This window comes from Acinetobacter sp. YH12049 (assembly GCF_013419875.1).
GTDB classification, from domain to species: Bacteria; Pseudomonadota; Gammaproteobacteria; order Pseudomonadales; family Moraxellaceae; genus Acinetobacter; species Acinetobacter amyesii.
The window spans coordinates 18,366-30,010 of sequence record NZ_VOZH01000033.1 but is presented as its reverse complement, the minus strand read 5'-3'; the positions used below and the strand labels follow the sequence as shown (position 1 = coordinate 30,010).

Annotated in this window: 13 protein-coding genes; 8 read left to right on the top strand and 5 right to left on the bottom strand. The window is 39.1% G+C overall.

The window, feature by feature from the left end; genetic code table 11:
• Positions 1 to 207: 207 nt before the first annotated feature.
• The 3 genes from FTU05_RS13705 to FTU05_RS13695 form a co-directional block, all read right to left on the bottom strand.
• Positions 208 to 2,073 (bottom strand): SurA N-terminal domain-containing protein, encoded by a 1,866-nt coding sequence (locus tag FTU05_RS13705; protein WP_180165758.1) that lies wholly within the window; start codon positions 2,071 to 2,073, stop codon positions 208 to 210.
• Positions 2,074 to 2,205: 132 nt separating this feature from the next.
• Positions 2,206 to 2,478: an HU family DNA-binding protein gene (locus FTU05_RS13700; protein WP_078188662.1), complete on the bottom strand. Its 273-nt coding sequence runs from the start codon at positions 2,476 to 2,478 to the stop codon at positions 2,206 to 2,208.
• 166 nt (positions 2,479 to 2,644) lie between these two features.
• Positions 2,645 to 3,115 carry a phasin family protein gene (locus tag FTU05_RS13695; RefSeq protein ID WP_180165756.1) on the bottom strand — a complete coding sequence of 157 codons (471 nt, stop codon included), beginning with the start codon at positions 3,113 to 3,115 and terminating at the stop codon, positions 2,645 to 2,647.
• Positions 3,116 to 3,322: 207 nt separating this feature from the next.
• Here FTU05_RS13695 and FTU05_RS13690 point away from each other — a divergent pair, with 207 nt between their 5' ends.
• The 8 genes from FTU05_RS13690 to fdx all read left to right on the top strand — a co-directional run bounded on the left by FTU05_RS13690 (position 3,323) and on the right by fdx (position 9,498).
• Positions 3,323 to 3,970 carry a hypothetical protein gene (locus FTU05_RS13690; RefSeq protein WP_180004651.1) on the top strand — a complete coding sequence of 216 codons (648 nt, stop codon included), beginning with the start codon at positions 3,323 to 3,325 and terminating at the stop codon, positions 3,968 to 3,970.
• 112 nt (positions 3,971 to 4,082) lie between these two features.
• Positions 4,083 to 4,556, top strand: coding sequence for an Rrf2 family transcriptional regulator (locus FTU05_RS13685; protein WP_078188665.1), 474 nt, complete (start codon positions 4,083 to 4,085; stop codon positions 4,554 to 4,556).
• Position 4,557: 1 nt separating this feature from the next.
• Positions 4,558 to 5,775 (top strand): IscS subfamily cysteine desulfurase, encoded by a 1,218-nt coding sequence (locus tag FTU05_RS13680; RefSeq protein WP_078188666.1) that lies wholly within the window; start codon positions 4,558 to 4,560, stop codon positions 5,773 to 5,775.
• Positions 5,776 to 5,879: 104 nt separating this feature from the next.
• Positions 5,880 to 6,266, top strand: coding sequence for a Fe-S cluster assembly scaffold IscU (gene iscU / locus FTU05_RS13675; RefSeq protein WP_078188667.1), 387 nt, complete (start codon positions 5,880 to 5,882; stop codon positions 6,264 to 6,266).
• Positions 6,267 to 6,303: 37 nt separating this feature from the next.
• Positions 6,304 to 6,624 carry an iron-sulfur cluster assembly protein IscA gene (iscA, locus tag FTU05_RS13670; protein ID WP_078188668.1) on the top strand — a complete coding sequence of 107 codons (321 nt, stop codon included), beginning with the start codon at positions 6,304 to 6,306 and terminating at the stop codon, positions 6,622 to 6,624.
• Positions 6,625 to 6,728: 104 nt separating this feature from the next.
• A complete protein-coding gene (gene hscB / locus FTU05_RS13665; RefSeq protein WP_180165754.1) occupies positions 6,729 to 7,244 on the top strand; it encodes a Fe-S protein assembly co-chaperone HscB in 516 nt (171 codons plus the stop codon).
• A 39-nt stretch (positions 7,245 to 7,283) separates the two neighbouring features.
• Positions 7,284 to 9,143, top strand: coding sequence for a Fe-S protein assembly chaperone HscA (gene hscA / locus FTU05_RS13660; protein ID WP_180054389.1), 1,860 nt, complete (start codon positions 7,284 to 7,286; stop codon positions 9,141 to 9,143).
• A gap of 16 nt (positions 9,144 to 9,159) precedes the next feature.
• Positions 9,160 to 9,498, top strand: coding sequence for an ISC system 2Fe-2S type ferredoxin (gene fdx, locus FTU05_RS13655; protein WP_180145836.1), 339 nt, complete (start codon positions 9,160 to 9,162; stop codon positions 9,496 to 9,498).
• A gap of 176 nt (positions 9,499 to 9,674) precedes the next feature.
• Here fdx and FTU05_RS13650 read toward each other — a convergent pair whose 3' ends face one another.
• Together FTU05_RS13650 and FTU05_RS13645 are read right to left on the bottom strand one after the other, a co-directional pair.
• Complete coding sequence (locus tag FTU05_RS13650) at positions 9,675 to 11,141, bottom strand: adenylate/guanylate cyclase domain-containing protein (RefSeq protein WP_180034814.1); 1,467 nt, start codon at positions 11,139 to 11,141, stop codon at positions 9,675 to 9,677.
• Between the two features lie 61 nt (positions 11,142 to 11,202).
• Entirely contained in the window at positions 11,203 to 11,637 is a 435-nt protein-coding gene (locus tag FTU05_RS13645) for an HIT domain-containing protein (RefSeq protein WP_180165752.1), read from the bottom strand.
• Between the last annotated feature and the right edge of the window lie 8 nt (positions 11,638 to 11,645).

Below are 11,645 nucleotides of genomic sequence, written 5' to 3'. Positions count from 1 at the left end.
TTCGCAAGAGATACGATGGATGTCTGATTATTTGTAGTCATAAATTTAAGTCCCCACTTGTTTTTAAGTGGGGACTAAATTAAGGCTTATAGGATGAATTCATAAGGTGTGTTCAGCGGACGCTTACGTTTTTCTTAAAGTGTGATGCATTAAACTTAAACATAAAAAAACCAGCTCAAAAGCTGGTTTTTTTTAAAGCTGCCTTAATTATTTAATTTTGGCATGATCTTTTAGATAACGTGTGTAGTCATCAAATTCTTGTTGACCACGAAGCTGTTGATAAAGTTTTGTTAACTCATCTAACTGCTCACCCGTTAATGCCGCATCAGATTGTTTGTTCACTGCAGTCACAGCAACCACAACCAATTCATTTGGTAGATTAGTCGTAGTAACAGACCAATGACCTGCTTTCGGCGCTTTTACACTAAATGCAGCACGTTGAATTTCGCGTTTCAACAAGCCATCCGCACGAGTGAAGGTACCCGCATTTTCAAAGTTTAAACTGCCTTTCGCAACTGAAGCAGCAGGTTTTGCAGCAAACTCTTTTAATGTCGCTTGAATTTGGGCTTTTGCAGCATCAGACGCTTTCTTTTCAATCAGCTGAGTTTTCACATGCGCTTTCGCTTCAGCTAAAGTTTGAACACCCGCAGCATGATAGTTACGCACTTTCACCCAAACCACATCACCGTTTTTCAACTGAATGCTCGATGAAACATTACGTTCACCATTTTTAACATCATCGTTAAACAATTTAACTTTGACGTTTGCATCACTTAAAACTGGATGTTGCGATGCTAATGTTAAGCCATTCAATGATTGTACTTTTACGCCTTTCACTTCTTGACCCACGACATCAAGGGCATCACTGCTCACGACCATGTCATTGAGGCTGTTTACAGTGTCAGAAAAAACATTGGCTTTTTTCGAAGCAGCGACTTCTGCTTGTAGACGTGCCTTTTCCTGTTCAAATGAAGCCACTTTTACAGCTGGCGCCACTTTTTCGATCAAGTGATAACCACTGTCTGTTTTTACTGGAGCAGTCACTTGACCAGCTTGAGCACCTTCAACTGCAGCATCAAACGCATCACCAAACACACCTTTTTCATAAGCAACCAGTTCACCACCTTTTGCTTTAGATTCAGGATCTTCAGAGAATTGCGCTGCAGCTTGGTCAAAGCTTAAACCCGCTTTAATTTTAGCTTGAACACTTTCAGCCAGTTTTTTAGCTTCGGCATCTGAACGATTGTCCGCAGTGATCATGATGTGCTTAACGAGTGGTTTAACTGACTTCTGTGCATTCTCAACAAAGCTGTTATACGCTTCTTTCAATTCAGCATCAGTTGCAGCTTCTACAGGTGCAGTAATATTGGCAGGTGTTAATACGACAAAATCAGCATCAACACTGGTTGCTTGCTTAAATTTGTTTTTATGCTGCTCATAATAAGCGGCAATTTCAGCATCAGATACTTTTACATTTTTCTTGAAATTTTCAAGATTAATGCTCGCCAACTGAATACTACGTTGTTCCGTTTGTAAGTTCGCAATTTGCAAGATATCAAGCTTACTCACCAATGCATATTCCATAAATGTTGTAGACAACATTTTTAAAGCATGGTCTTTACGTAAATTATCAATGAATGTGCGGTTCGTCATACCAATCGATTCGAGGTATCTCCCAAACGCTTCATCAGAAAATTGACCATTGACTTGGAAGCTTGGCTGCTGATGAATCATTTGCACAATTTGTGCATCACTCAAGCTAATGCCTAATTTATCAGCTTGTTGCAATAACAATTGGCGTGAAACCAAAGTATCCATCGCTTTATTGCTAATGAAATTTTGATTCAATAATGTTTCATCACCCTGAGCATATGCCAGATATTGTTCTTTTAATGAGTTCGTCAGTGCTTCGAGTTCTTTTTGAGAAATTTCAGTACCGTTTACAGTCTTTGCTGCATCTTTAGATCCACCACTAAAATATCCTTCAATACCTACAAGTGCTAAAGGGGTCAAAAACAAAACGAGCAAGACCTTGCCCAGCCAACCCTTAATGACTTTACGAAACGATTCCATAAGTATTCCAATATTTTATTTGCGGTGAATTTTAACCGAAAACCCGAGATGAATGAATGCGATATATCAATTAATCACATTTACCAATAAAAAACGCGCCAAATAATGGCGCGTCTCATGTGCTTAATAAGATTAAGCTACAGAATCTTTCAAGCCTTTACCAGCTTTGAAGCTAGGAACTTTGCTTGCTTTGATTTCTAAAGTCGCACCAGTTTGTGGGTTACGACCAGTACGTGCAGCGCGTTCTTTAACGCTGAAAGTACCAAAACCAACTAAAGTAACTGTATCACCAGCTTTCAATGCATTGGTAACTGCAGCAATTGTAGCATCTAAAGCTTTACCGGCATCGGCCTTAGATAATCCCCCATTTTCGGCAATTGCATCAATTAATTCTGATTTATTCATGAAAATTACGTCCTCTTAATATCGTTTATTTAAGGTTCAAGAATTTGTATAAAACGCCATAACGCCTTTATAGCAATGCTTTAGGGTTAAACGCAATACTCATCAACCTCTTTTTATAGAATTTTTTGACGAAAAAAACCTTGAAAATTCGATAATAGTAAAAAAGTTAGTGTTTTTTTAGTATTTCGGCCCTCAGTTGGGCATTTTCTTCGGCCAATTGGTCAACTTTAGTATGTAATTGAAGTATAAGCCTTTCTAAGTGCTGTAAATCCTTTACAGTCACCAATCCTAAACGGTTTAAAGAATGATTAACACTATTATCTAAAATTTTTTCTACTTTATCTTTCGTATCAGTTACAGATTCTTTGGCTTTTTCTGAAACCTTTTCTACAGTTTGATCTGCAATATCAATCGTTTTGGACTCAAGCTCCTCTCCAACTTTGACTAAAGAGTCAAAAAGCTTATTTCCTTCGCCTTCTGCACGTGAAAAAGCACCTAATCCAGCCAACCAAATCTGTTTGGTATATTTGCGAAAATCCATTTTAGAGCGGCGATCAGAATGACTACGTACGCGAGTTTTAGCCGGCTTTTCTGCTTTTTCTTGTGCATCATCAATTATGCTTTCTGTATTTTCCATAATCCGCACTTCTCCTGATTATTTTATGTGCACAGCAACATGTGATTCTTCATTTTAATAGCATAATAGCAAACATATGACTTGATAGATTGATTAAACTGTTCTACAAAGCTGGTGAATTACCAACTTTTTGGTATATTCTAAGTTCCTCTAGAGCAGGACGCTCAGTTTCCAGTGCTTTCAGATTTTAACAAGGACATTTTTTTTATGAGTGATACGCAACAAACACAAGCTCAACCACATTTGTTGCTTACTATGACCCTGATTGTTTTAGAAACGATTTTTACTTTCATTTTAAAACATGACCGTGTTGTAGCATTACAAGCTAAAAAATTTGTTGATCAAAAAGTCGCACTGAAAATAAATAGCTACATCCCTTATTTTGATTTTTATGTTCAGTTTACTGAGCACGGTATTCTGTTCGACACGAAATCTCCAGATAAAGCCATCGACCTTGATGTCCGCACGACACTAATAGATTTGGTAAAAATTTTTGTATTTGGTAATCGTAAAAGCATCAAAACCATGCGTATCGATGGTGATGTGGTTCTAAAAGATGAATTTCGTGATCTGGTTTCATTATTTAGTGTGCCCAAAATTTTATCTGACTGGAAACACTGGCTGTCTGAACCTGTCGAAGAAAACGATATCGTTGCGTCTAAAAAACGTATTGCCCCACTTTTAGAAAAAATTGAACAGCAACGCTCTAAAATCAACACACTGCAAGTTGAAGTTAAACAATACAAAAACCGTATTAAGCGTATCGAACGCCGTCAAAAGCGGATTAATATCGCTTTTAGTCTAATATCTGTTCTTTTAATAACGTTATTAGTGTATAATGTGTGGTTCAAATAAATACATAATTTTTCAGACAAAATAAAACAAATAAACAATCTCAAAAAAACTTGACTATTTTAGTCAGGATTCATAAAATCTGCACATCTAGACTTAACATGTGTATCGAATCATGCGCTTAACAACTCGCGGTCGCTACGCAGTGACTGCTCTACTTGATCTAGCTTTGCAGCCAACTGAACAAACGATCACTCTTGCAGAAATTGCAGCTCGTCAAACCATTTCAGTGGCCTATCTTGAGCAGTTATTTGCAAAATTAAAGCGTCACGGCTTAGTTTCCAGCATCCGTGGAGCAAACGGTGGTTATCACCTAGCTCGTAGTGCTGAAGACATCACTGTTTTGGAAATTATTGAAGCTGTAAATGAAACAGTTGATGCAACCCGTTGTGACCACAAAGGCAACTGCCAAAATGGTGCAATGTGCTTGACTCACGATTTATGGCAGGAACTCTCCCACCACATTGCCGATTATCTTGCAAAAATCACCCTTGCTGACCTTGTAGCACGCGATAACGTTCAAACCGTATCTATTCGTCAAAATTCAGCAAACTTTGATTCAGCCCTTTTATCGGTTACAGGTATTTGACATGAAGCGTCCTATTTATCTTGACTATGCAGCAACTACACCTGTAGACCCTCAAGTCGCAGAACGTATGATGGAATGTCTAACGTTTGACGGTACTTTTGGTAATGCAGCTTCTCGTTCTCATGCTTACGGCTGGCAGGCAGAAGAAAAAGTAGAATATGCACGTGAACAAGTTGCTAATCTAGTAAAAGCTGATCCACGCGAAATCGTTTGGACTTCTGGTGCAACTGAATCTGACAACCTTGCGCTTAAAGGTATTGCTCAGTTCTATGCATCTAAAGGCAAGCACATTATTACAAGTAAAATTGAACATAAAGCAATTCTTGATACTTGCCGCGAGCTTGAAGAAGAAGGCTTCGAAATTACTTATCTTGAGCCAGAAGCAAAAACAGGTTTAATTACACCTGAAATGGTTCAAGCAGCCCTTCGTCCAGATACAATTCTTGTATCTTTGATGATGGTGAACAATGAAATCGGTACAACTACAGATGTAGCTGCAATCGGTGAATTGACTCGTGCAAACAAAACTTATTTCCATGTAGATGCTGCGCAAGCTGCTGGTAAAGTAGAAATTGATCTTTCAACAATGAAAGTTGATTTGATGAGTTTCTCTGGCCACAAAATCTATGGTCCTAAAGGTATTGGTGCTCTTTATGTACGTCGTCAACCACGTGTACGTATTAAAGCGCAAATGCACGGTGGCGGTCATGAACGTGGTATGCGTTCAGGTACCCTAGCGACTCACCAAATCGTGGGTATGGGCGAAGCGTTCGAACTTGCAGGCAAAAACTTACATGCCGAACAAACTCGTATTCGTGTACTTCGTGACAAACTTTGGAATGGCTTGCAAGGTCTTGAACAAGTCTTCCTGAACGGTCACCCAGAATACAACGTTGCAAACTATCTAAACGTCAGCTTTAACTTCGTTGAAGGTGAATCGTTAATGATGGCACTTAAAGATTGCGCAGTATCTTCTGGTTCTGCATGTACATCAGCAACTTTAGAACCATCCTATGTACTTCGTGCATTGGGTCTTTCAGATGAATTGGCTCATAGCTCGATTCGTTTCAGCTTTGGTAAATACACCACTGAAGCCGATATTGACCATGTACTTGAAATTACCAAAGCAGCAGTTGAAAAACTACGTGATCTTTCACCGCTTTGGGATATGTACAAAGAAGGTATCGACCTTAATTCTGTAGAATGGGCTGAACACTAATTCATCCCGGTGAGATAGCTTTTATTTTAAGGCTATCTCATTGATTAACGTAATTTCACCCCCATATTAATCTTAAGGCTGACCCCGAGGTTTGGAGAAGCGTCATGGCTTATAGCGAAAAAGTAATTGATCATTACGAAAACCCTCGTAATGTTGGTGTTTTAGACAAAAATGCAGAAAACGTTGGTACAGGTATGGTCGGTGCACCAGCTTGTGGCGATGTTATGCGTCTACAGATCCAAGTTGATGACAACGGCGTAATTGAAGAAGCTCGCTTCAAAACTTACGGTTGTGGTTCAGCAATTGCATCTAGCTCATTAGTAACAGAGTGGCTAAAAGGCAAAACTCTTGATGAAGCTCAAGCAATTAAGAACATTGATATTGCAACTGAACTTGCACTTCCACCAGTAAAAGTACACTGCTCTGTACTTGCTGAAGATGCAATCAAAGCTGCTGTAGAAGACTACCGTAGCAAGAAAGTAAAAGCTTAATTGTTTACGTGTTTTAAAAAAGATTAACGGAGTTTTCATGATTCATTTAACTGAAAATGCTGCAACTCATATCAGCAATTACATCAAGAATCGCGGTAAGGGTGAAGGCATTCGCGTTGGCGTGAAAACTTCTGGCTGTTCTGGTTTAGCTTATGTACTTGAGTTTGTTGATGATATTGACACGCATGACCAAGTATTCGATCAGTTTGGCGTAAAAGTATTCGTTGACCCAAAAAGCTTAGTTTATCTCGAAGGTATGGAGATGGACTATGTGAAAAATGGATTAAACGAAGGTTTTGAATTTAATAACCCAAATAAAAAAGGCGAATGTGGCTGCGGCGAATCGTTTACGGTTTAAGCCTTTTCCACACTCCTTTTTCGCATTAAAACAGTGTAAAATTCACTGTTTTAATTGCATTTAAAGCAACACTTTTTGCACCTCTATTGCGGACACCATCTCCCATGAATCATTTTGAGTTGTTTAACTTACCTGTAGCACTCGATATTGATTTAGCAGTTTTAAAATCTGAATTTTTAAAGTTGCAGCAACAATATCATCCAGATAAAGCCGAAGACAAAGATCTAGCCCTGATTAAATCCAGTGAGATTAATCAAGCATTTAAAGCTTTATCCAATGTTGATAGCCGCGCTGCATATCTATTAAGTCTCAAAAAACAAGATTATCACCTTGATCAATCAATTAGTGATTTTGAGTTCCTACAAGATGCCTTAGAAATTCGTGAACAGTTAGATGAGGCAGGCTCTGCTGATGACCTCACTTCACTTAAAACTGAAGTTCAGCAATGGATTGACGGTTTGGTTCGTGAATTCAAGATTGATTATGACGACGAAGACTGGGCTGAAGCACGTGATACCGTACGTAAATTACGCTTCTTCCAAAAAGTAATGGCTGACATCGATAAAGCTGAAGATCACTTCTTAGACGACGATAGCTTTGATTTAGACGATGATTTTTAATTTATTTTTTATATTTGACGTTCAAAGGATGTAACACACATGGCTCTCTTGCAAATTGCAGAACCTGGTCAATCAAGTGCGCCGCATGAACACCGCATCGCAATTGGTATCGATCTTGGGACTACACACTCTTTAGTAGCCACGGTACTTTCTGGTAAAGCGAAAGTGCTTAACGATGAACATGGTCGTGTGTTACTCCCTTCTATTGCACACTATGGCGAATCCACTACGCAATATGGTGACGACGCAAAGGCATTCTTAACGACTGATCCTAAAAACACCATCGTTTCTGTAAAACGCTTTATGGGTCGCTCTAAGGCAGATATTAAATTCCAACACCCGTACAACTTAGTCGGTGAAGCGAATGAAATGCCTGCTTTTGAAACTGCACAAGGTCGCAAAACACCAGTTGAAATTTCTGCTGAAATTTTAAAACAACTTAAAGACCGTGCAGAAAGCAGCTTAAACAATCCAGTAAATGGTGCTGTCATTACTGTGCCTGCCTATTTTGATGAAGCACAGCGTCAAGCAACGCGTGATGCAGCACAGCTTGCAGGCTTAAATGTACTCCGTCTTTTAAATGAACCGACTGCTGCGGCAGTGGCTTATGGCTTAGACCAAGACACCAATCTTGCACATGATCAAAACTATGTGATCTACGATCTGGGTGGTGGTACTTTTGACGTTTCAATTTTACGTTTCTCTCAAGGTGTTTTTGAAGTTCTAGCAACGGGTGGCCACACGGCGCTTGGTGGTGATGACTTAGACCGTCTGATTGTAAAATGGGCAAAAAAACAACTGAATATTGAAACTTTAGATGATGCTGAATATGCCCATTTCATCGTTTCTGCTCGTAAAGCAAAAGAAGCTCTAACCGAGGCTGAATCTGTAGAGCTTAAAGTCCTTGATCAATCATTGACTTTAGACCGCCCTACTTTTGAATCAATCATCAAAGTTGCTTTGGATAAAACCATCAGCGTTTGTAAACGTGTCATGCGTGATGCCAAGCTTGAGCTCAGCGATATTCAAAATGTGGTATTGGTCGGTGGTTCTACCCGCTCGTATGCTGTACAAAAAGCCGTTCAAGATGTCTTCAATCAAGAACCTCTTTGCACCATCAACCCTGATGAAGTTGTTGCCATTGGCGCGTCGATTACAGCGAACCAACTTATTGGTAACTCTAAAGATGGTTCACTGCTTTTAGACGTCACGCCGCTTTCTTTAGGTTTAGAAACCATGGGCGGTTTGGTTGAGCGCCTTATTTCGCGTAACACAGCCATTCCTGTGGCGCGTCGCCAAGAATTCACAACCTATCAAGATGGTCAAACAGCGATGTTGATTCATGTTGTACAAGGTGAGCGTGATTTGGTTGAACATTGCCGTAGTCTAGGTCGTTTTGTACTTCGTGGTATTCCACCGATGACTGCAGGTCAAGCACGTATCGAAGTGACTTTCCAAGTTGACGCAGATGGTTTATTGACGGTGTCAGCCAAAGAAACCACTTCTGGTGTGCATGCTCAAATTGACATCAAACCTTCTTATGGTTTATCTGATGCCGACACTGAACGCTTACTGATTGATGGTTATAAGTTTGCTGAAGAAGACAAAAACTTACGCCATCTTCAAGAAACCAAAGTGGAAGCAAAACGTGAACTTGAAGCACTTGATCAAGCACTTAAAGTAGATGCTCAACTTCTCAGCCAAGAGCAACATAGTTCCCTCACTGCTGCACGCACAGTTTTAGATGCTGCACTTGAAACGACAGATATCAAAGCTATTGAACATGCTGTAGAACAGCTTAAAATACATAGCGATGCATTTGCTGCAGCTCGTATGAATCAGCACATTGATGCCGCATTGAAAGGCACAAAACTCGATGATTGGTCAAACTCAAATTAATTTATAGGTCAAGATTATGCCACGTATTAAAGTACTGCCTCACGCAACAATCTGCCCAAACGGCGCTGAGTTTGAAGTCGAAGCAAATGCTAACCTTTGCGAAAGCATGTTAAAAAACGGCATCAAAATTGAACATGCATGTGATATGTCTAAAGCATGCACCACTTGCCATGTGGTTGTACGTAAAGGTTTTGATGGTCTAGATGAAATGGATGATGTCGAAGCAGATCTTCTCGATCGTGCTTGGGGATTAGAACCAGACTCTCGTCTGTCATGCCAAGTACAAATTGAAGATGAAGATTTGGAAATTGAAATTCCTAAATACACCATCAACCATGCTTCAGAAAATCATTAATTTATAGAATATTTTCTATAATTAAAAAGCCAGTTTATCGTAACTGGCTTTTTTATACATAAATGTATTCAACATATCAAAAAAGAAGACATTTTGATAAAAGCATGAATTGAGTTCTTGTTTAAATTTTACGCGATACGATTAGATCTAATTTTAATTATGCATGTGTTGAATCATTAAGAGTGCGATTCAGTTTTTTTGACTTCTTCAATCACTTCATCTTCCAAATTCAGTTTAACAATACCAGCAGAGTTGGTCATTTTTTGCTGTGTTTGTAGGCGCTGAATCATGCGTTCTAAGACATGTATTAGTTCTGGATATTCAAAGTTTTGTACTTCATCTAAGTTCAACAATAGATTAAAGCCTTTATATTCGTAGTCAAACCAACGTTGATAATCTGTTTTCTGTGAGGTGTATTTTTCCATCACTTGCCAAGTACGTACTGGGCCTTTGATACCTTTTAAGAAGATCGGTGCTTTGGGCGCACATAAATAGTCATTTTTCACTAAATGATGCGTATCGTCTGAAATCAAAATTTCGTCGACTTCAGCAGCACTTTGCAATCGTGCAGCCAAATTCGCATCACGACCCACGATGGTATATGCCATACGGTGAGCTGCACCATAGTTCCCAACGTGGCAATACCCTGTAGAAATACCCATACGAATGTGTAGCGGCGGATAACCCATTTTAATCCAGCGTTCACGCAGCAACTTCATTTGCTGACGCATGACCATTGCCATCTCTAAACAGGTTTTTGCATCCTGCTCTACGCCTTGGCTATGTGGATCACCAAAGAAGATTAGAATTGCATCCCCCATAAATTTATCGACAGTCGCTTCATACTGTTTGGCAATCTCAGTCATATGACTCAAATAGTCATTGAGTAGAAATGCTAAATCATCTGGGATTAATGTTTCAGAAAGTTCTGTAAACCCTTGGATATCTGAAAAGAAAATCGTGAGTTTCTTACGTTTATATTCGATTTTAGCTTCAGACTCACCTTTCATAATCGATTGCCAAAGTTGCATAGGCGCATAACGACTCAATTGATTAGCAAATTCCATATAACGATTCATCTGATCATAATAGTGGTTCTTTTTATTGCTCAAAGACTGAACTTGGGTGTGTTGATAAAATGTCCCCACACTGAAATATGTAATAAGGCACAAAAAACCTAGAACGGTTAACTCACTGCTGGTTGACTCAAAATATTCTTGAAAACCAAAGATATAAATATTACATAAATAAAATACAGTGACACCAACAATCCCAGCCAAGGACATCATTAAGAAATTAATTTTGTTATAAATGGTTGTATATAGCAGCGCAAAGACCGCAAGAAAGGTTAAAACGAGGCTTAAATGTACTGCAGACATTAGTACAGCAATAACGATGATATCGATCAGAAAAAGTACATTACGCTTAACTTGATTGCTATATCGATAAATTAGCCAATGGGAAAACTTGGGAACAACTAAAATCAGAAAAAATAAAAATGCAGGAATGTAGATTTGATATTGCGTATCTGGTTGGGTGTAGTGATAGACAACAATCACCAAAGACAGCATGATATACCCCATCAAACGATGAAAATATTCAAACTGTTTAGGCTCTTTGCTGATTAAATTGTCTAACGGCACTCGATCGCCCCCATACGGACACTCATTCTTCTACTATCCTGATATTGTCCGTAAATCGGGATTAGTCCATACGCCAATCAAAAGGCATATCGCCTTGACCACGTAGTGCAAGCATTAGTGTTTGGCGCATGTGTGCCAAGACATCATTGTTATAAGGAACTGCTGGCGTACCCCAAACTGGTTTCGGCCAAGCCATATCATTTTGATAACGAACAACATGATGAAAATGTAATTGTGGAACCATATTACCCAATGCAGCTACATTCATTTTGTCTGCACGGAATACACGTGACAATTGGCTTGATAACCAGCTTGACTCACGTAAAAACTGTTCTTGGTCTGCCTGACTTAATTCATAAAGCTCTGTAATTCCCGGAACACGTGGAATCAAAATAAGCCACGGGAATTGCATATCATTCATCAAACGACATGTTGACAGAGGAAAGTCGCCTACATAAAACGTATCTTGAGCAAGTTGTGGATGTAAACTAAACATATCTTTAT

Bases quoted from the DNA above. Each gene is read 5' to 3' on its own strand.
- FTU05_RS13685 (WP_078188665.1), top strand. From the start codon at position 4,083: ATGCGCTTAACAACTCGCGGTCGCTACGCAGTGACTGCTCTACTTGAT.
- fdx (WP_180145836.1), top strand. From the start codon at position 9,160: ATGCCACGTATTAAAGTACTGCCTCACGCAACAATCTGCCCAAACGGC.
- FTU05_RS13690 (WP_180004651.1), top strand. From the start codon at position 3,323: ATGAGTGATACGCAACAAACACAAGCTCAACCACATTTGTTGCTTACT.
- iscA (WP_078188668.1), top strand. From the start codon at position 6,304: ATGATTCATTTAACTGAAAATGCTGCAACTCATATCAGCAATTACATC.
- iscU (WP_078188667.1), top strand. From the start codon at position 5,880: ATGGCTTATAGCGAAAAAGTAATTGATCATTACGAAAACCCTCGTAAT.
- FTU05_RS13645 (WP_180165752.1), bottom strand. From the start codon at position 11,637: ATGTTTAGTTTACATCCACAACTTGCTCAAGATACGTTTTATGTAGGC.
- hscA (WP_180054389.1), top strand. From the start codon at position 7,284: ATGGCTCTCTTGCAAATTGCAGAACCTGGTCAATCAAGTGCGCCGCAT.
- FTU05_RS13705 (WP_180165758.1), bottom strand. From the start codon at position 2,073: ATGGAATCGTTTCGTAAAGTCATTAAGGGTTGGCTGGGCAAGGTCTTG.
- hscB (WP_180165754.1), top strand. From the start codon at position 6,729: ATGAATCATTTTGAGTTGTTTAACTTACCTGTAGCACTCGATATTGAT.
- FTU05_RS13695 (WP_180165756.1), bottom strand. From the start codon at position 3,115: ATGGAAAATACAGAAAGCATAATTGATGATGCACAAGAAAAAGCAGAA.
- FTU05_RS13680 (WP_078188666.1), top strand. From the start codon at position 4,558: ATGAAGCGTCCTATTTATCTTGACTATGCAGCAACTACACCTGTAGAC.
- FTU05_RS13700 (WP_078188662.1), bottom strand. From the start codon at position 2,478: ATGAATAAATCAGAATTAATTGATGCAATTGCCGAAAATGGGGGATTA.